Raw genomic sequence first — 18,998 nt, forward strand, 5'->3', positions numbered from 1 at the left:
AGTGCAACCGTGAATTAGCATAGTTGCACCTAGTGTGTCAACCATTGATTTTGGTGAAGAGCCAACTTTTTCTAATCAAATTAAAAACGGAACAGACTTATCGAAAAGTCGGTTGTTTCCCTACTCTGTATAGAAAGGAATTATGTTTATGAAGAAAGTTACACGCGTTTTTTATATTTCGGCAGTTATCGCCATTATTTTTATCGTATGGGGAATTGTTCCTAAAGGTGTTCTCCCGCATGCGAATTTGGACAATGTGACAACCAGTATCCAAACATTTTTTGTCGATAAATTTGGCTGGTTTTATCTGCTAAGTATGACTGCATTCGTTATCTTTTCGCTCTATCTTATTTTTTCCAAGTATGGCAGGATAAAGCTTGGTAAACCAGGTGATAAACCGGAATACTCGTATATTACCTGGTTTGCCATGCTCTTTAGTGCCGGAATGGGAATTGGATTAGTCTTTTGGGGGGCTGCTGAACCAATCTCCCACTTTAATGAACCACCATATGGGGATGGACAAACTGCAGGAGCAGCCAAAACCGCTATGCAATATAGTTTTTTTCATTGGGGATTACATCCATGGGCGGTTTACGCAACACTAGGCTTGGCACTGGCTTATTTCAAATTCCGAAAACAAGCACCTGGTGTGATCAGTGCGATTTTGCAACCTGTTTTTGGGGATCGTGTAAAAGGACCGCTTGGCACATGTATTGATGTTATCGCTGTGTTTGCAACTGTTTTTGGCGTTGCCACGTCACTTGGTCAAGGTGCCATTCAAATCAGTGGAGGACTTTCCTATGTTTTCGGTCTTAATCAGACGATCACGGTGCAATTTGTAATTATCATTTTGGTCACTATTCTTTATTTAATTTCCGCAATGACCGGGTTAAATAAAGGTATCAAGTATTTAAGTAATACAAATATTATTCTTGCTATTATGCTAATGGTGTTTATGTTGTTTGTGGGGCCCACTAAATTTTTTATGGATTTCTTTACTACATCGATCGGTAGCTATGTGCAAAACTTACCAAGTATGAGCTTTCGGATGACACCATTTAATAGCGGCGGCAGTGAGTGGCTGAATAACTGGACCATGTTTTTTTGGGCATGGTGGATTGCCTGGGCACCGTTTGTAGGAATGTTTATTGCCCGGGTTTCACGTGGAAGAACCGTTCGGGAATTTGTAACTGGGGTATTACTTGTGCCGACTATTTTCAGTGCATTATGGTTTACGGTTCTTGGCGGATCCGGCATTCATTTGGAAGTGTTTGATCATGTGGACATTATGTCTTCCATTAATGATATCGGCGAAGAAGCAGCACTCTTTGCTGTATTGGAACACTTTCCACTCGGTACGATTATCTCAGTTCTCGCCATTCTGCTCATTAGTATCTTCTTTATTACATCGGCCGATTCGGCGACATTTGTACTAGGTATGCAAACTACAGGTGGTAGTCTTTATCCACCAAATATCGTGAAGCTTGTCTGGGGACTTATTCAATCAGGTGCCGCAGCCATTCTCTTATGGCAAGGCGGGTTGAATGCATTGCAAACTGCATCCATAATTGCCGCATTACCGTTTGCAATTATTATGCTCCTCGTTATCGTGTCATTGGTTAAGTCATTTAAAGAAGAAGCACGACAGTTTGAATTAAAACAAAATAAGCAACGAACGAGTAGCAGAGGTTAGCAACTAATGAGTTGCCAGGCATTCCTAATAAAAGCCCCCTTGATACATTTTAAAACGTATCAAGGGGTCTTTTATTCCTGTTTATAGCGTATGTGTTGCCCGCTCACATACGAATAGGAGAGTTGTGTGACGAACACAACTCTCCTATTTGTATTTCATAATTCTATTTTAATCAGAATCACATAGTATGGATTGGCAATCCTAGTGCTTTTTCAGCTGCTTCCATCGTGATTTCACCCAAGCTTGGATGTGCATGTACCGTTAGCGCGATGTCTTCGGCGGTCATGCCTGCTTCAATGGCTAAACCAATTTCAGCGATCATGTCACTTGCATTCGGTCCCGCGATTTGTGCACCAATAACAAGTCCATCTTCTTCCCGTGTAATTAGCTTCAGGTATCCTTCACTAACATTTAATGATAGTGCCCGGCCATTCGCCGCAAATGGGAATTTTGATGCTTTCGCTTTATAGCCTGCCTCTTTAGCCGACTTTTCCGTATGTCCAACCGTTGCAAGTTCCGGGTCGGAGAAAACAACTGCCGGCATACCGATGTAGTCTACTTCCGCCTTTTCACCGCTAATAGCTTCAGCAGCAATCTTGCCTTCATAAGAAGCTTTATGTGCCAGTGGCATACCAGGTACAATATCACCAATTGCATAAATGTTAGGGATATTGGTACGGCATTGTTTATCAACTTTAATCAGGCCTTTGTCGCCTACCTCAATGCCAACTTGTTCAAGGCCAATATCTTCCGTGTTTGGTTTACGGCCGACTGTTACCAATACATAATCCGCTTCAATAGTTTCTTCTTTACCTTTTGCTTCATAGGTTACCTTGACACCATCCGCTGATTCTTCGACACCTTTGGCCATTGCCTCAGTGATAATGTTTACGCCATTCTTTTTGAGACGTTTTTTCACAATTTGTGAGGATTGCTTTTCAAATCCGTTCAGAATGTCTTTTAATCCTTCTAACACGGTAATTTCAGTGCCAAAGTTGGCATATGCTGAACCCAACTCGGTTCCGATATAGCCACCGCCAATAACTACCATTTTCTTCGGAATTTCTTTTAAGTTCAATGCACCAGTTGAATCTAACACACGATCTGAGAATTTAAAACCTGGAATCTCAATTGGTGTTGAACCGGTTGCGATAATACAATTGTTAAATTTGTACGTTTGGGACTGCTTATCGTCCATAATTTTTGCTGTATTTTCATCAACAAAATATACTTCACCTTTAACAATGTCCACTTTGTTTCCTTTCAACAAACCTTCCACACCAGATGTAAGTTTGTTAACCACGGCTCCTTTCCATTCTTGCACTTTGGAAAAGTCTACGGAAACATTTTCAGTGGATATCCCCAGTTCTTCATTACCATGTGCTTGTTCAGTCAAGTGCCCAGCTTGAATTAATGCTTTCGATGGAATACATCCGACATTCAAGCAAACACCACCTAAAGAACCTTTCTCAGCAATGGTAACCTTTTGCCCCATTTGTGCAGCACGGATGGCGGCGACATAACCGCCAGGGCCGGCTCCAACTACTAGTGTATCAACTTCTACCGGAAAATCTCCTACTACCATTGTTTTACGCCTCCATCATGATTAATTGTGGATCATTCAGCAATCGTTTAATTTGGTTCATGGCTAATTGTGCAGTTGCCCCATCAATGACGCGATGATCAAAGCTTAACGACAATGCAAGTACAGGTGCAACAACCACTTCTCCATCACGGACAACTGGTTTTTCGGCAATACGTCCAATACCCAAAATCGCTACTTCTGGCTGGTTGATTAACGGTGTAAACCATTGACCACCTGCGGAACCAATATTCGTAATGGTACTTGATGCACCCTTCATTTCGCCCGGTGTTAGTTTACCATTTCTAGCCTTATCTGCCAATTCATTTATCTCTTTGGAAATCGCAAAAATAGATTTACGATCGGCATCTTTTACCACTGGAACGAGGAGTCCTCTATCCGTGTCGGCGGCAATACCAATGTTGTAATAGTGCTTATAGATAATTTCATCCGTATCATTGTCAACAGAAGCATTTAAAATCGGATAATTCTTCATCGCAGAAACAAGTGCTTTGGCGACATACGGCAGATAGGTCAATTTGATATCCTGTTCTGCTGCAACAGCTTTAAATTTCTTACGATGTGCGACAAGTCCCGTAACATCTACATCATCCATTAATGTGACATGCGGAGCCGTTGCTTTCGTATTAACCATTGCTTTGGCGATCGTTTTACGGATTCCACTCATTTTTTCACGGGTTTCTGCATATTCTTCTGTAACAGCAGCTGTTTCGGCTGGTTTCGCTGTTTCTTGTGTTGCCTGGTTAGTTTCTTCTTCTGCTGCTGGTTGTTCACCATTCAAGTAACCATCGATGTCTTCTTTCAACACACGACCATTTTTTCCCGAGCCTTCAACGTTTTGAATGTTTACATCGTTTTCACGAGCATATTTGCGAACCGATGGCATAGCAATAACTCGTTTATTCGTATCATCGGTCTTTTGTTCTTTTTTATCTGCTTTATTGCCTTTGTCGGTGTCGTCTTGTTTTGACTCTTCTTTTGCTGCTGGGGTTTCTTCTTTCTGATCATTGTCACCTTCATCAGCACTGTCACCATCATCTTCATACCCTTCTGCATCAAAGGAAATGAGTGTATCACCGACAACAGCAACTTCACCTTCACCGACATGAATTTTTTTCACTGTCCCATCGACTGGTGATGGAATTTCAACGACCGATTTATCATTTTGTACTTCACAGAGTACATCATCTTCTTTAACTTCATCGCCATCCTTGACGAACCATTTGGCAATTTCTCCTTCATGAATACCTTCACCGATATCTGGCAATTTAAATTCATATGCCATATTTCTTCAAACCTCCCATCACGAAATTAAAAATTTATAACTTGATTTACTTTTTCGATGATATCCTTATGGTCAGGCAACCATACTTCTTCTGCCTGTGTAAAAGCATAGACGGTATCTGGTGCAGTAACCCGTAAAATTGGCGCTTCTAAATGCAAAATAGCCCGCTCCTGAATTTCCGAAATCACATGAGAAGCAACGCCTGCTTGTCGCTGTGCTTCCTGAACAAATACAACCCGGTTGGTTTTTTGTACAGACGCAATGATTGTTTCCATATCTACTGGAGAAACCGTACGTAAATCGATTACCTCAGCATCAATATCATTCTTTTCCAATTCATCTGCTGCTTTTAGCGCGGAGTGAACCATTGCACCATAAGCAATAATTGTTACATCTTTGCCTTCCCTTTTGACATCTGCCTTGCCAAGTTCAATCGTGTATTCTTCCTCCGGTACTTCATCGCGGAAAGAACGATACAGTTTCATATGCTCAAGGAACAAAACTGGATCGTTGTCACGAATAGATGCGATCAATAATCCTTTTGCTTCTTTTGGTGTCGCTGGAATAACCACTTTAATTCCCGGCTGTTGAGCGATTAAACCCTCGAGTGAATCGGCATGTAGTTCAGGTGTGTGTACGCCCCCACCAAAAGGCGCCCGAATCGTGATTGGAGCATGAAGGGTGTCACCAGAACGATAACGCAACCGAGCCATTTGTCCATTAATGGAATCCATTGCCTCATACACGAAGCCGAAGAATTGAATTTCTGGTACCGGACGATAACCTTGCAAAGCCAATCCAATAGACATACCGCCGATTCCCGATTCAGCAAGCGGTGTATCAAACACACGATCTTCACCGAATTCTTTTTGCAATCCTTCTGTAGCACGGAATACGCCGCCGTTTTGACCGACATCTTCACCATATATAAGCACGTTTTCGTCATTTTTTAGTTCTGTGCGTAAAGCATCGGTGATTGCCTGAATCATTGTCATTTGTGCCATGATTTACTTCGACTCCTTTTCTTTATATTCTTCCATTTGCTCTTGTAAATTTGCTGGAAGTTCCTCAAACATATGGGAGATGAGTTCTGTCACTTTTTGTTTTGGATAAGTGTCAGCTTTTTTAATAGCTTGTTTAATGTCATCTTTTGCCTCTTCAATGACTTTATTTTCTATTTCCTCAGACCATAGATTCTTATCTTCCAGATACTTGCGGAAACGAACAAGCGGATCTTTCTTTTCCCATTCGTTGTCGAGCTCTTCTGTACGGTAACGGGTAGGATCATCACCAGCTGTTGTATGTGGCCCAAAGCGGTAGGTTAATGTTTCAATTAACGTTGGTCCTTCCCCATTGATTGCACGTTCACGGGCATGTTTGGTTGCTGCATAAACAGCAAGTACATCCATTCCATCTACTTGAATTCCTTCAATTCCGGCAGCAACCGCTTTTTGAGCAAGCGTTTTTGCTTTAGTTTGTTTTTCCACAGGCACAGAAATGGCAAAATGGTTATTCTGCACAACGAAAATCGCTGGAGCACCAAACGCACCGGCGAAGTTAATTGCTTCGTAAAAGTCGCCTTGTGATGTACCGCCATCACCTGTGTAGGTAATTGCAACGGATTTCTTTCCACGTTTTTTCATACCAATTGCAACACCGGCAGCTTGTGTATATTGCGCACCAATTATAATTTGTGGACTTAATGCATTAAAACCTTCCGGGAACTGATTGCCATGATAATGTCCCTTAGAAAACAGGAATGCTTGATATAATGGTAAACCATGCCAAATAAGTTGTGGAACATCGCGATATCCTGGTAACAAGAAATCTCCCTTTTCCAAAGCGAAATGACTGCCTAACTGTGATGCTTCCTGTCCGGCTGTCGGTGCATAAAAGCCTAGTCTTCCTTGACGATTAAGAGCCATGGAACGCTGATCGAGGATACGGATGTAAACCATTCGGCGCATTAGTTCCTTCAAATCATCGTCTGAAAGATCCGGCATATCATCTTTATTTACTACCTTGCCATTTTCATCAAGAATCTGGAACATTTCGAACTGATTTTCAACATTCTCAAGTACGTGTTTCAAAATAGTTCACCTCTTCCTTTCTTTATACCATTTAATATTTTCATAAGTATTCTTCCCGAATTGGGAAAAAATCTGTACCATTTTTAAAGGTTGTTCAAAAAGTCCGGTTCATATGACACAAAGATTTATTGATATTCGTGTCGACATGATAACAGTTGCCTGAAACCTTAACCGATCTTTGTCCTACTTCCTCTTTTGAACTCACTTTTCCACTTTTATTCTTGTTCCCATATTTTTATTTTATTAATCACCAACCATCCATCCATGGACTGTTATATTATTTGTTCAAGAATAATTGGTACAATCATCAATCTAGTTAGAGTGTAGCTCATTTACTCTATACGGTCAATCACTTTGTTCTTATTTCAAATAATTTATTGTTGTTTTGCTGTTTTGGACAACCATCAAAGAATATAACTGTTATAGAAACAGATAAAAACTGTATCAATGTGTTATACTGAAAAATAAGACGAGCTGCACTTCATGAAGCTCGTTTTTTGTCTTTTCTTATTCCTTCGTGCCGGGACTCGTCCTTGTCTGCAGCAAATGTATGACCAAATATGCCCGGATATGATAAAATAGCATATTGATATTGTGAACTAATGATTATGCAAATGAGGAGTGTCATATCATGTTAACCATGAAAGATATAGTAAGAGAAGGTCATCCAGCTTTACGTAAAGTTTCCGAGGAAGTTGACCTGCCAGCATCCGAACAGGAACATAAAATATTGGAGGAAATGCTTGAGTTTCTTAAGAATAGTCAAGACGAAAAAGTTTGCACAAAATATGATTTGCGTCCTGGTGTCGGCCTGGCTGCTCCACAGCTTGGAATAAACAAGCGAATGATCGCCCTTCATTTTGAAGACAATAAAGGAAAATGGTATACGTACGGATTATACAACCCAAAAATTGTCAGTCATTCGGTGGAAAAGGCATATTTAACCATTGGGGAAGGATGTCTTTCCGTCGATCGTAATGTAGAGGGATATGTACCGAGATATGCACGTATTACATTAAAAGCCACTGATCTTAATGGTAAGGAAATAAAACTTCGCTTACGTGACTACGCAGCAATTGTTTTCCAACATGAGATTGATCATTTGAATGGCATTATGTTTTATGACCATATCAACAAAGAAAATCCATTTGCCAAGCCGGAAAATGCAAAGCCTGTAGATTAGAGGGACTCTTATCGCGAGAGGGAGTTCCTTTTACCCTCCATTAATTCATTCACTCAAACCATGTCTTTCTTCCCATTTAACGTTTACCCAGTATAAAAAAATATTTTTAGCAAAAAATAGGTACAAGACATGTATCGTTGAACTTCATAACTGACCTGAAGGAAACTTTTTCACATAAAATAGCGTGTTTTTATTTCATTATCTGGCAAACCGTACTATACTATAACTAAGAGGGATTGGATCGGTTGAATATGTTTTGCTTTTCTTGAGTTTTGGAAAGGAGATGCAACGTACCATGTTGAAACGCCTAAAAGAGAAGCTAAAAAAACGCTTGAAGGATTTTTTAGGCCGTGGACGTGTACCTACTACTTGTGAAGAAGACTACCAATGATGGAACCAATCGAAACCAAAACAACAGCGCTCTAGTCGGAAAATAATGTATGATTATGAATTAAAATTAGTTAGACCATATTGAATCAACCATGCTGCGGAATTAAATAAAAATGGAGCAGACAATCGAATAAACCCTTGCTTGCTATTAATAAGCGTTAAAACGGGGATAAAAAGGATCTAAGTACTTGGTCAAAGTGTGTGTTCAAAAAGGAGGATAAAAAGAACCGAGAAGTTCTAGGCGGCGTAGCTTTGAGCACCGGAGTGTACATAGAAGGTACATGAGGGGTGGAAAAGCAAGCCAACGACGAAATTCGAAGCGTCATTTTTACCGGACTTTTTGAACATCCTCTCAAAGATCCTTATATCGAAGGCCTTTTTACGGACTATTGAAATTCCTCTTATTACGCTTTGTAATGGTCTGCTGTTTTTTCTATTGCCAGCTCTCGTTGAGAATGGAAATAAAAATAGAAATTGTTAGGAGAGATGAAATGATTTTTAAAGTCTTTTATCAAGAAGATGTTACTGAAATCCCTGTCAGGGAACGAACAAAAACATTATATATCGAAGCGGATAACGAACGCCAGACACGGCAAAAACTAACTGATCGCAATATTAATATCGAACACATCCAACCTATGGATGATGCACATTTAGAATACGAAAAGCAATCCGAAGATTTTACGTTGGAGACCGTCTAAGCGATGAAATTTGTTAAAAATGATCAGACAGCAGTATTTGCCTTGGGCGGGCTGGGTGAAATCGGAAAGAACACATATGGTGTACAATTCCAGGATGAAATTATTCTGATAGATGCGGGGATTAAATTCCCTGAGGATGAATTACTTGGAATTGATTATGTTATTCCCGATTACACCTATATCGTCCAAAATCAAGACAAAATCAAGGGATTATTCATAACCCATGGTCATGAAGATCATATTGGCGGAATTCCCTTTCTATTACGTGAATTAAATGTGCCAATTTACGCCGGAAAACTTGCGATCGGTTTAATCAGAAACAAATTAGACGAGCATGGTCTATTAAGAAACGCGAAACTAAATACTATCGGGGAAGATGATGTGATCAAATTCCGCAAAACATCTGTCTCTTTTTTCCGAACCACACATAGTATTCCTGATTCATATGGTGTAGTGATCAAAACACCTTCAGGCAATATTGTCCACACCGGTGACTTTAAGTTTGATTTCACCCCTGTTGGCGAACCAGCCAATTTGGCAAAAATGGCCGAAATTGGCAGTGAAGGTGTTCTATGCTTACTTTCCGACAGTACAAATAGTGAAGTTCCCGGATTTACCATGTCAGAGCGCATTGTTGGCGAAACGATCAATGATATCTTTGATAAGACGGAAGGACGGTTAATATTCGCAACTTTTGCATCAAATATTTATCGTCTACAACAAGTAGTAGAAGGCGCAATAAAGCATAACCGAAAAATAGCTGTGTTTGGACGAAGTATGGAATCTGCCATTACAATTGGACAAGAATTGGGTTATATAAGTGCACCGAAAGATATATTTGTCGACGCCAATCAAATTAACCGACTTCCAGCCAATGAAGTGACGATTCTATGTACTGGTTCACAAGGTGAAACGATGGCTGCATTATCGCGGATTGCCAATGGTACACATCGACAAATCCAAATCATTCCTGGTGATACGGTTGTATTTTCGTCGTCTCCAATCCCCGGAAATACTATTAGTGTAAGCCGAACCATTGACAAATTATCTCGTGCAGGTGCAGAAGTTATCCATGGAAAGCTTAATAATATTCATACATCCGGCCATGGAAGCCAAGAGGAGCAGAAACTGATGCTGCGCCTTATCAAACCGAAATATTTCATGCCGATTCACGGTGAATTTCGTATGCAAAAAGAACATTCCAAACTCGCTATCGACTGTGGCATCAATCCTGCCAACATCTTCCTGATGGATAATGGTGATGTTTTGGCATTAGGGAGAGACAAAGCAACGGTTGCCGGCAAAATTCCTTCTGGCTCGATCTATATTGATGGTAGCGGAATTGGTGACATTGGCAACATTGTATTGCGAGATCGACGCATTCTTTCCGAGGAAGGACTTGTCATTGTTGTCGTCAGTATTAATATGAAGGAATTCAAGATTTCATCCGGCCCGGACATTATTTCTCGCGGATTTGTCTACATGCGGGAATCAGAAGATCTGATTAATGAGGCGCAAAAACTGGTTTCCATCCATTTGGAAAAAGTGATGGAAAGGAAAACAACACAGTGGTCTGAAATTAAAAATGAAATAACCGACACGATCGCACCGTTCCTTTATGATAAAACCAAACGCCGCCCAATGATTTTGCCAATTATTATGGAGGTATAGGCACGAAGACGGGGACAAATAAAGATTTATCGAAAAATCAGGACCTAAAATCAAAGAGGGATGTCATTATGTACTAAACATATTGGCATCCCTATTTATTATCTTTTATAAGGTTTTTCATCTTCCTCCGTCACCAGGTGTTTTTCGAAGCGGGACAGATCATTATCGGCGCCGATAACAATCAAAATATCATCAGATTCCAATTTATCCTCGGCCCGGGGTGAAACATTAATCTCTTTCCCCTTTTTAATCGCGACAACGTTACAGCCATAGTTGGCGCGAATATCCAGGTCGATAAGTGACTTGCCCAGCATTTTGGAGCCAACCTTGACCTCCACAATGCTATGATCATCGGATAGTTCCAGATAATCAAGAATATTGTTGGAAATAATATGATGGGCAATTCGTTTTCCCATGTCACGCTCCGGATGGACAACCTGATCGGCACCGATTTTATTTAAAATCTTTTCATGGTAATCATTTTGCGCTTTAACTGTAATTTTTTTAATATCAAAATCAGTGAGAACAACCGTTGTCAGGATACTTGCCTGAATATTATCCCCGATTGCCACAATCACATGATCAATATTTTTAATTCCCAAATCCTTTAATGCCTCTTCATCAGTAGAGTCAGCAATAACCGCATGGGAAGCAATATTCTTAAACTCATTCACCCGATCTTCGTCAATATCAATGGCCAGTACTTCCATTCCCTCCATGCTGAGTTCCCGACAAATACTTCCGCCAAACCGGCCAAGCCCGATAACTGCAAAGTCACGTTTCATCTTTTATCCTCCATCATCCATTCCTTACTCTTATTTATCTTACAACAGATTGCATTAGATTACGATTATTTTTTCCTTTTTCGATGTTTGGAAACCAGAACTTTCATGCATGAAAAAGAACCGTACCAAACGTGATACGGTTCTTTTCGTTAAAATATGTTACTAGCTTATTTCTTCTCGGTATTACCCAATACCCGGTTAACCCGTTTACGCAACATTTTCATGCCGCCACCACCAGCCTGGAAGTGACGCAGCTTTCCTTCCTCATCGAACACATAATAAGCTGGTACATATTGGTTTTCAAAGGCATCGGTTAATTTATGTTCATTATCCACGAAAATCGGCTGGGTAATGTGATGCTCATCCGCTACTTCTTTGATTTGATCGAGATCCAAGTCCTTTTCTGAGCGTGGCATATGAACAGCAATAACGTTCAGGTCATCTTTATATTCATCCCTAAACTCATTCACGTTTGGCATTGCTTCCTTACATAATCCGCAACTCACCGACCAAAAGTGAATCAATGTTGGTTTATTGCCAATCAGCTCGTCTTTTTGGATCGGATCACTATTAAACCATGTTGTCGCGCCTTCGAGTTCCGGCATCTGGTCTCGTAATTTCATGTTGATGTCCTCCCTTACTGGATCCGACTGTTATTTCGTTACAATATTATGCATGAAAAAGCTATTGGTGTATAACCGATGGACTCATAAAACTTGGAGCGAACGGTCTCAGCAAACTGAAACTTGAACGCTCCATTGTTCTCACGATTATTTTACAGTGTTGCCTGGCCTGGCTTCCAGTTAGCCGGGCAAAGACCACCAGTTTGCAGTGCTTGCAGTACGCGAAGTGTTTCATCCACATCACGGCCGATATTGTTATGGAAAACAGTTTGATATTGCAATTCACCTTCTGGATTGATGATGAACAAGCCGCGCAATGCAACACCTTCTTCTTCAATTAACACACCATAATCTCTTGCAACCTGATGATTATGGTCTGCAGCCAATGGGTATTGTAATTCACCTAAACCATTGTCATCACGAGATGTATTGATCCATGCTTTGTGTGTGTGGATCGTATCGCATGACACGCCAATAACTTCCGCATCAAGATCTTCAAATTCATCATAACGATCAGACATTGCCGTGATTTCTGTTGGACATACGAATGTGAAATCTTCCGGGTAGAAGAATAATACAGTCCATTTATCTTCTTTCATGATTTCTTCCAAGTTTACTTTACCAAATTCTTTATTAGGCATAACAGCATCCATTTCAAAACGTGGTGCTTGTTTACCAACCATTCTTTCTGACATATGTAATCCCTCCATTTATCGTTCGATCCGAAATAAATTATAGTGAATCCCAGATTGGAAGTCAATATTTAATAAGAATCATTCTAAACCAGATAACAACTTGTCATTTAATGGACACATTTAATCAAGGCATCTCAACATTGTTTGATACACATTATCATCATAACCATTTTTATTATCATTTAACCATTTTTTTCGACACATTTCATGTTTCATGAAAACAGGATTAGGGAATAATCTGTGTTGGAACACATCCTCTTCATACAGAGGAAGTGCAGGATATACCTGATAAAGCAAACAGTTGAAAGGAGACTACATATGAATATTTTTGAGCATGGACTCAATCTGGATGTCAGCGGTATTTTAAGCATGCTTGTACCGATTGTCATTAAGCTTGTATTATTAATTCTTGCTTATTTTATTTTTGTTCCAATCGGGAAAAAAATCATTTCCAAGACACTGAAAAAGGCTGGAAATAATGAGAAAATATCACCTGGCCGAGTCAAAACACTGGAAAAACTATTGATGAATGTGTTCGGATACGCGATGATTTTTGTGTTTATCGTTATGTTATTTGCTATCTTTAACATTCCGATCGGACCATTGCTTGCCGGTGCTGGTATCATTGGGTTGGCCGTTGGTTTTGGTGCTCAGGGACTGGTTAGTGATATTGTTACCGGGTTTTTCATCTTATTGGAACGGCAAATCGAAATTGATGATTATGTTACTGCAGGCGGATACGACGGGATCGTGGAAGAAGTGGGATTACGCACCACCAAAATTCGTGATTTTGATGGTACACTGTATTTTGTCCCGAACAGAGAAATTGTCGGAGTGGCCAATCATTCACGAGGCAACATGCGAGCCCTTGTTTATTTAACGGTAAAATACAATGAAAATTTGCATGAAGTACTCACAGTATTGGAGAAAATTTGTACAGAGTTCGCGACGGATGAACGTTTTAAAGAAGGGCCTGACGTTCTCGGTGTACAAAGTCTGGATCCAAATAATCTGGTGTTGCGTGTCGAAGGTATGACAGAAAACGGCATGCAGTGGGGTTGTGAACGGGATATGCTTAAACGAATCAAGGAAGAATTTGATCAGGCAAACCTTCAAGTCCCGTTCCCACAACAATTAAATATTGCGGAACAACAATAATAAACTCCATTCAGTGAGCGGTAAATACCCCCACTGAATGGAGTTTCTCTTTATTCCATCTCATTTAGTTTTTGTTCAACCATCTGGCAAATATCTTCTGCATTGTACCCACGAGCATCAATAACCGCTCCGGCAGTACTGGTCGTTTGCATCCCCATGACGTTCTCATCCTGGCCTGTAATCACACAGCAATCGCAATGGGCTACATCATCGTTTGTTTTTAAATCAACGACTTCATACCCCTTTTCCATTAGTGCTTCTTTGACATCGGTTAATGACTGCTCCACACCGATTCGCGCCATATATATTGCCTCCTCTATGGAAAATATCTTCCATAGGTTTCCCGACAAATAGCTAATATATGCGTTACTCTTCCTCCGTCTTTTTCGGCATAAAACAAATGATTAATAAACTCACTATCGCCAAAACCAGTAATCCAATATAAACCATATGTAAACCGGTTGTTAATCCATCTTGTAAAATTTCCCTGGTACCTGCTGGCATTGATGTATTTAAATGGGGATCAAGCAAACTGTTTACAGCGTTTACCGAAAAATGGTCACCAAGTCCCGCTTGTTCGATATATGATTTCATTTGCCCATTTAATACACCGCCCAATAGTGCAGCACCTAATGCACTGCCCAATGTACGCATAAACATATTAGCCGCAGTTGCAATTCCTCTTGTTTGCCAGTCAACCGTACTTTGGATCGCAACGATAAAAGCGGTATTGGTCATACCCATCCCAATTCCGATAAAAAACGAGCCAGTCCCTGCCCAAAACGGCCCTCGTTCAGGGGACAACATAAAAAAGATCATTCCGCCGATAATCAAAGAGACTGCACCAAGCAATGACGTATTACGATAACCAATAATCAGCAGCAGTCTCCCGGCAATGGTTGAAGCAATCGGCCAGCCAATGGACATCGTTGTCAGGGTGAACCCTGCAACCGTAGCCGATTCTCCCATTACCCCTTGCACAAAGGCAGGCAGATAGCTCGACACACCGATCATAATCATTCCGGTAGTTAGTGAGGTGATGTTGGCTGTACGAACAATCCGGTATTTCCAAATTGCAAATGGCATCATCGGATCAGCTGCCCGCCGTTCCTGTAAAATGAAACAGAAGAAGCCGATCAGTGACAGCGCAACCAACCCACCCATGATTAATGATGTCCAGGAAATACCGATCCCGCCTTCCACAAGTATAAACATCAAGGTACTCACAGCTAAAACAATCCAGAATGCTCCGGCGTAATCAATGGAACGCTTCTGTTTCTTGATATCTTCATGTAAAAAGAAGATGATTCCCAACATAGCAAGCAAACCAAGTGGAATATTCATCCAAAATACATATCGCCAGCTTAAAACATCAACAAAAAAACCGCCAAACAAAGGGCCGATCACCGCCGATATCCCCCATACACTTGATAAATAGCCCTGTATTTTGGCGCGTTCCTGTTTATTATAGATGTCCCCGACAATGGTCGTTGCAATCGGCATTAAGGCTCCGGCACCAAATCCCTGAATAAATCTGGCAATGATTAACATGGTCATGGATATACTAAATCCAGAAAGCGATGAGCCAATCAAAAACAGAATAATCCCTGCTGTAAAAATTGGTTTGCGCCCGTAAATGTCAGCCAACTTGCCGAATATCAGGACTGTTGCAGCATTTGTCAGTAAATAGGCGGAAAACACCCAGCTATATAAGGAAAAGCCACCAAGATCTGCTACAATACTTGGCATGGCTGTAGCGACAATCGTAGCCTCGATCGCTGCCAAAAACATCCCCAACATAACCGAGGCCAGGATGAGCGGACGATTCTGCATTTCCGTTTTCTTAGTATTTTGTTCCATACCATTCCCCATCTTTTGCTACTTTTTCCCTCTATCATGTCGAGAATAATCTTTTTACTTTTTAGTATAAATATCACGTTTAAGCTGTTTAAGGATCGCTCTTCTGGTTACAATACCATCAAAGTAACCTTCTTCATCTGCAACGCAAACAAACGGATAGTTAATAAGTACGTTTAAACCATCCATAAACGACATGTCTTTTTTTAGTATCGGAATTTCTGTCTTCATCAATTCGTTTACCCGCATCTCGGAAAGCTTTTCAAATTCAAATCGTTCCAATCCCAAAATTTGATTTAAAATAATAGTTTTTCCAATTGTTCCCATTAATTTATAATTTACGTCCAACACAGGCACAGCGGAATAACCCGATTTAACCAGCACCAATAATGCATGTTCCAATGGGTTATTCATTTGTACATGTGCAACTTTTTCAGATGGAATCATAATTTCGCTAATAACAATCTCTGATAATGGTTTATCTTTAATCGTGCTCATTTATTACGCCCCTTTTCATGGAAAAAATCATAAAAAATTTTATCCACAAACATAGTCTACCATACCTTTTGGGTGAAAACAGTTTCTATCCCATTTTATGGCTCAACAACCCAAACTTTTTTTGATTTATATGGCGATTTTATAAAAGATGCATATTGTAGTATGCTAGGGAAGAACTGAAAAAACAAATGGATTGGGGAACAGTTCATGACGACACACACGTATACAAAGCAAGAAGAATTAGCCCACGCAGTCACACATGGAATTGGAGCATTGCTGAGTATTGCCGGTTTAGTACTGCTTATCACGTATGCATCATTAAGCGGCGGTCCGTGGCAAATTGTTTCCGTAACTATTTTTGGCGCGACCATGCTGCTCATGTATTTAACATCTACGATTGTTCACAGTCTGCCAACAGGAAAATGCAAGGATCTGTTTCAAATTTTCGACCATTCTTCCATATACCTGTTTATTGCCGGAACCTATACCCCTATATTATTGGTACTGCTCCGTAATGAAATTGGCTGGATCCTGTTTAGTACCGTTTGGGGGATAGCCATATTCGGGATTGTTTTTAAAATATTTTTTGTGAAGAAATTCCTGATTATATCCACACTGCTTTATATTGCAATGGGTTGGATGGTTGTTGTCGTATGGAATCCGCTCACAGCCACCATGCACAAAAATGGCGTCCTGTTATTGCTTGTTGGTGGTATCCTTTATTCCGTTGGCGCAATATTTTACGTATGGCGGAGTTTTCCATACCATCATGCAGTTTGGCATTTGTTCGTCATCGCTGGATCAGCTTTTCACTTTTTTTCAATATTTTATTACGTTATCTGAAAAAACGCGTGTTATCTTCGCCTAGATAGCACGTTTTTTGTGAAAAATGCACGAAAAGTAGAGCTGGCATCCCGTCCTTTTGTAAACGTTAACATCCTCTCTCATTCCATCTTATTCTTTAACAGCAAATAAGTCAAAGAATTTTCCTATCTGGTTAATCATAAAAAATCATACAAACTATCAACCTTTCCGTGCTATAATACCAGAGACGTTAAAATCCTGGTAAGTTAACTTGATACTGAACATATGATTATAAGAGGGAACTTCTCCCGATTCACTTAAACGTCAACATAAGGAAATTTTTTACGAAAGAAAGGCCTGACCTTGATGAATAGAAGATCGTTTTTAAAAAGATTGGCAGGTAGTATCCTGGCCATTTTCGGCATTGGCGGGGGGACATATTACTATGCGCGGGATATCGAACCAAAGATGCTTGATACCGATCGTGAAACAATTACATCACCTAAGATTCCGACCGCATTTGATAATTTTAAGATTGTCCAATTTTCCGATACCCACGTTGGTTTTCAATATACGCTTGATCAATTAGAGGATCTTATCATGCAAATAAATCGACAAAACCCTGACCTGATTGTGTTCACGGGTGACCTTGTCGATCGGCCGAATACGTATCAGTGGAATCAGCATTTGTCCAATATTTTAGGTTCATTATCAGCCCCAAGCGGGAAGTATTGGATATACGGAAACCACGACCATGGCGGCTACGGGACCAATATTGTGAATGATACGATGAAACAGGCTGGTTTTCAGTTATTGCAAAATCATCATGTTACACTTACTAAAGGAGACGATCAGATCGTACTTGCCGGTATCGATGATCTAATGCTGGGAAGACCTGATTTGACGGAAACATTAAATGGGGCAAATCATGATTTGTTTACTATCTTGCTTGCCCACGAACCGGATTTTGCCGATACAGCTGCAACACATCCAGTCGATATCCAACTCTCAGGCCATAGTCATGGTGGACAGGTAAGACTGCCGTTCATTGGAGATCTGTATACACCTGCTTATGCGGAAAAATATGTTCAGGGAAAATACACATTTAGTGATTTAACGCTATATGTAAGCAGAGGCCTTGGCACAACCCGTCTCCCCTATCGTTTCTTGTGCAAGCCGGAATATAATATTTATACATTAAAAAAGGCTTAAGGCACCTGTTTAATAACGTCTCACCAACCATGGTGGATAAGCAAGACTGGTAAAAACCACCTGTAACAGTTTATCCATAGTTTTTATGAAGAAAAAATGGTAAACTAAATGCAATTTTGATTACTGGAGGTACCGATATGACGAAAGGTTTAACAAGGATATTACCTCTTATTTTTATCCTGGTTCTCCTATCCGCATGTGGGGAAAAATATGAAGGTGATTTTTCCTATAAAGTGAACGACTTTTCCTTTACTGACCAGGATAATAATAAATTAAGCAAAAGTGATTTGGACGGAAAGTTTTGGGTTGCCGATTTTGTGTTTACAAATTGTGAAACTGTATGTCCGCCGATGACTGCAAATATGGCCAGATTACAGCAGCAATTGGATGATGCTGATTTGAATGATGTGCAATTGGTTTCCTTTAGTGTTGATCCAGACAACGATAAACCCGAGACATTAAAAAAGTATGCAAAAGAACGCGGGGCAATCAATTTTGATAATTGGCATTTACTTACCGGATATGATTTTGAAACGATCAAAAAAATTTCGATCAAATCGTTTAAATCCCCTGTTGATCAGATACCCGACTCCGATCAATATGCCCATACAACCCGCTTCTTCCTCGTTTCTCCTGAAGGAAATGCGATTAAGTCCTATGATGGAAGAAAACCAGGCGATATGAAAAAAATTGTTGAGGATATAAAAAGTATGCATTAAGCACGGATCTAAACTCCGTGCTTTTTTAAAA

General features: G+C 40.2%; 18 protein-coding genes. 8 read left to right on the forward strand and 10 right to left on the reverse strand.

Going from position 1 to position 18,998, the window contains the following annotated elements:
* The first annotated feature begins 148 nt into the window (after positions 1 to 148).
* A complete protein-coding gene (locus ABRT01_RS15010; RefSeq protein ID WP_269409398.1) occupies positions 149 to 1,693 on the forward strand; it encodes a glycine betaine uptake BCCT transporter in 1,545 nt (514 codons plus the stop codon).
* A 178-nt stretch (positions 1,694 to 1,871) separates the two neighbouring features.
* On the opposite strand, the gene lpdA is transcribed toward ABRT01_RS15010, so the two are convergent.
* From lpdA to pdhA, 4 genes are read right to left on the reverse strand one after another with little or no spacing between them, the layout of a single operon-like run.
* The gene (lpdA, locus tag ABRT01_RS15015) at positions 1,872 to 3,278 is read right to left on the reverse strand and encodes a dihydrolipoyl dehydrogenase (protein WP_269409399.1); all 1,407 of its coding nucleotides are present in this window, start codon (positions 3,276 to 3,278) and stop codon (positions 1,872 to 1,874) included.
* A 4-nt stretch (positions 3,279 to 3,282) separates the two neighbouring features.
* The gene (locus ABRT01_RS15020) at positions 3,283 to 4,581 is read right to left on the reverse strand and encodes a dihydrolipoamide acetyltransferase family protein (protein ID WP_269409400.1); all 1,299 of its coding nucleotides are present in this window, start codon (positions 4,579 to 4,581) and stop codon (positions 3,283 to 3,285) included.
* A gap of 26 nt (positions 4,582 to 4,607) precedes the next feature.
* Positions 4,608 to 5,585 (reverse strand): alpha-ketoacid dehydrogenase subunit beta, encoded by a 978-nt coding sequence (locus ABRT01_RS15025; protein WP_269409401.1) that lies wholly within the window; start codon positions 5,583 to 5,585, stop codon positions 4,608 to 4,610.
* A 3-nt stretch (positions 5,586 to 5,588) separates the two neighbouring features.
* Positions 5,589 to 6,671 (reverse strand): pyruvate dehydrogenase (acetyl-transferring) E1 component subunit alpha, encoded by a 1,083-nt coding sequence (gene pdhA / locus ABRT01_RS15030; protein WP_269409402.1) that lies wholly within the window; start codon positions 6,669 to 6,671, stop codon positions 5,589 to 5,591.
* Positions 6,672 to 7,302: 631 nt separating this feature from the next.
* Here pdhA and def point away from each other — a divergent pair.
* From def to rnjA, 3 genes are all read left to right on the forward strand, one after another.
* Positions 7,303 to 7,854 (forward strand): peptide deformylase, encoded by a 552-nt coding sequence (gene def / locus ABRT01_RS15035; RefSeq protein ID WP_269409403.1) that lies wholly within the window; start codon positions 7,303 to 7,305, stop codon positions 7,852 to 7,854.
* Positions 7,855 to 8,735: 881 nt separating this feature from the next.
* Positions 8,736 to 8,945 carry a DNA-dependent RNA polymerase subunit epsilon gene (locus ABRT01_RS15040; RefSeq protein ID WP_269409404.1) on the forward strand — a complete coding sequence of 70 codons (210 nt, stop codon included), beginning with the start codon at positions 8,736 to 8,738 and terminating at the stop codon, positions 8,943 to 8,945.
* A gap of 3 nt (positions 8,946 to 8,948) precedes the next feature.
* On the forward strand, positions 8,949 to 10,616 hold the full coding sequence (gene rnjA, locus ABRT01_RS15045) for a ribonuclease J1 (RefSeq protein ID WP_269409405.1): 1,668 nt from the start codon (positions 8,949 to 8,951) through the stop codon (positions 10,614 to 10,616).
* Positions 10,617 to 10,714: 98 nt separating this feature from the next.
* On the opposite strand, the gene ABRT01_RS15050 is transcribed toward rnjA, so the two are convergent.
* The 3 genes from ABRT01_RS15050 to ABRT01_RS15060 all read right to left on the reverse strand — a co-directional run bounded on the left by ABRT01_RS15050 (position 10,715) and on the right by ABRT01_RS15060 (position 12,719).
* Positions 10,715 to 11,401, reverse strand: a complete 687-nt coding sequence (locus ABRT01_RS15050; protein ID WP_269409406.1) for a potassium channel family protein — start codon at positions 11,399 to 11,401, stop codon at positions 10,715 to 10,717.
* Between the two features lie 167 nt (positions 11,402 to 11,568).
* Positions 11,569 to 12,024, reverse strand: coding sequence for a TlpA family protein disulfide reductase (locus ABRT01_RS15055; protein WP_269409407.1), 456 nt, complete (start codon positions 12,022 to 12,024; stop codon positions 11,569 to 11,571).
* Between the two features lie 152 nt (positions 12,025 to 12,176).
* Positions 12,177 to 12,719 carry a peroxiredoxin gene (locus ABRT01_RS15060; protein ID WP_269409408.1) on the reverse strand — a complete coding sequence of 181 codons (543 nt, stop codon included), beginning with the start codon at positions 12,717 to 12,719 and terminating at the stop codon, positions 12,177 to 12,179.
* A gap of 318 nt (positions 12,720 to 13,037) precedes the next feature.
* Between ABRT01_RS15060 and ABRT01_RS15065 the strand changes: the two genes are divergently transcribed.
* Positions 13,038 to 13,877, forward strand: a complete 840-nt coding sequence (locus ABRT01_RS15065) for a mechanosensitive ion channel family protein (protein ID WP_269409409.1) — start codon at positions 13,038 to 13,040, stop codon at positions 13,875 to 13,877.
* A gap of 50 nt (positions 13,878 to 13,927) precedes the next feature.
* Here the strand turns inward: ABRT01_RS15065 and ABRT01_RS15070 are convergent, their stop codons facing one another.
* From ABRT01_RS15070 to cbpB, 3 genes are all read right to left on the reverse strand, one after another.
* The gene (locus tag ABRT01_RS15070) at positions 13,928 to 14,179 is read right to left on the reverse strand and encodes a YkuS family protein (protein ID WP_269409410.1); all 252 of its coding nucleotides are present in this window, start codon (positions 14,177 to 14,179) and stop codon (positions 13,928 to 13,930) included.
* Between the two features lie 64 nt (positions 14,180 to 14,243).
* Positions 14,244 to 15,737 carry an MDR family MFS transporter gene (locus ABRT01_RS15075; RefSeq protein WP_367748294.1) on the reverse strand — a complete coding sequence of 498 codons (1,494 nt, stop codon included), beginning with the start codon at positions 15,735 to 15,737 and terminating at the stop codon, positions 14,244 to 14,246.
* A 54-nt stretch (positions 15,738 to 15,791) separates the two neighbouring features.
* Positions 15,792 to 16,232, reverse strand: a complete 441-nt coding sequence (cbpB, locus tag ABRT01_RS15080; RefSeq protein ID WP_269409412.1) for a cyclic-di-AMP-binding protein CbpB — start codon at positions 16,230 to 16,232, stop codon at positions 15,792 to 15,794.
* 207 nt (positions 16,233 to 16,439) lie between these two features.
* Between cbpB and trhA the strand changes: the two genes are divergently transcribed.
* The 3 genes from trhA (at position 16,440) to ABRT01_RS15095 (ending at position 18,967) form a co-directional block, all read left to right on the forward strand.
* The gene (gene trhA / locus ABRT01_RS15085) at positions 16,440 to 17,075 is read left to right on the forward strand and encodes a PAQR family membrane homeostasis protein TrhA (RefSeq protein WP_269409413.1); all 636 of its coding nucleotides are present in this window, start codon (positions 16,440 to 16,442) and stop codon (positions 17,073 to 17,075) included.
* A 327-nt stretch (positions 17,076 to 17,402) separates the two neighbouring features.
* Complete coding sequence (locus ABRT01_RS15090; protein WP_269409414.1) at positions 17,403 to 18,248, forward strand: metallophosphoesterase; 846 nt, start codon at positions 17,403 to 17,405, stop codon at positions 18,246 to 18,248.
* A gap of 137 nt (positions 18,249 to 18,385) precedes the next feature.
* A complete protein-coding gene (locus ABRT01_RS15095) occupies positions 18,386 to 18,967 on the forward strand; it encodes an SCO family protein (RefSeq protein ID WP_269409415.1) in 582 nt (193 codons plus the stop codon).
* The last annotated feature ends 31 nt before the right edge of the window (positions 18,968 to 18,998 follow it).

Source organism: Lentibacillus sp. L22 (genome assembly GCF_040812445.1).
GTDB classification, from domain to species: domain Bacteria; phylum Bacillota; class Bacilli; order Bacillales; family Amphibacillaceae; genus Lentibacillus_C; species Lentibacillus_C daqui.

Coding starts and splice junctions, on each gene's coding strand:
- ABRT01_RS15010 (WP_269409398.1), top strand. CDS start 149: ATGAAGAAAGTTACACGCGTTTTTTATATTTCGGCAGTTATCGCCATT.
- lpdA (WP_269409399.1), bottom strand. CDS start 3,278: ATGGTAGTAGGAGATTTTCCGGTAGAAGTTGATACACTAGTAGTTGGA.
- ABRT01_RS15020 (WP_269409400.1), bottom strand. CDS start 4,581: ATGGCATATGAATTTAAATTGCCAGATATCGGTGAAGGTATTCATGAA.
- ABRT01_RS15025 (WP_269409401.1), bottom strand. CDS start 5,585: ATGGCACAAATGACAATGATTCAGGCAATCACCGATGCTTTACGCACA.
- def (WP_269409403.1), top strand. CDS start 7,303: ATGTTAACCATGAAAGATATAGTAAGAGAAGGTCATCCAGCTTTACGT.
- ABRT01_RS15040 (WP_269409404.1), top strand. CDS start 8,736: ATGATTTTTAAAGTCTTTTATCAAGAAGATGTTACTGAAATCCCTGTC.
- rnjA (WP_269409405.1), top strand. CDS start 8,949: ATGAAATTTGTTAAAAATGATCAGACAGCAGTATTTGCCTTGGGCGGG.
- ABRT01_RS15050 (WP_269409406.1), bottom strand. CDS start 11,401: ATGAAACGTGACTTTGCAGTTATCGGGCTTGGCCGGTTTGGCGGAAGT.
- ABRT01_RS15055 (WP_269409407.1), bottom strand. CDS start 12,024: ATGAAATTACGAGACCAGATGCCGGAACTCGAAGGCGCGACAACATGG.
- ABRT01_RS15060 (WP_269409408.1), bottom strand. CDS start 12,719: ATGTCAGAAAGAATGGTTGGTAAACAAGCACCACGTTTTGAAATGGAT.
- ABRT01_RS15065 (WP_269409409.1), top strand. CDS start 13,038: ATGAATATTTTTGAGCATGGACTCAATCTGGATGTCAGCGGTATTTTA.
- ABRT01_RS15070 (WP_269409410.1), bottom strand. CDS start 14,179: ATGGCGCGAATCGGTGTGGAGCAGTCATTAACCGATGTCAAAGAAGCA.
- ABRT01_RS15075 (WP_367748294.1), bottom strand. CDS start 15,737: ATGGAACAAAATACTAAGAAAACGGAAATGCAGAATCGTCCGCTCATC.
- cbpB (WP_269409412.1), bottom strand. CDS start 16,232: ATGAGCACGATTAAAGATAAACCATTATCAGAGATTGTTATTAGCGAA.
- trhA (WP_269409413.1), top strand. CDS start 16,440: ATGACGACACACACGTATACAAAGCAAGAAGAATTAGCCCACGCAGTC.
- ABRT01_RS15090 (WP_269409414.1), top strand. CDS start 17,403: ATGAATAGAAGATCGTTTTTAAAAAGATTGGCAGGTAGTATCCTGGCC.
- ABRT01_RS15095 (WP_269409415.1), top strand. CDS start 18,386: ATGACGAAAGGTTTAACAAGGATATTACCTCTTATTTTTATCCTGGTT.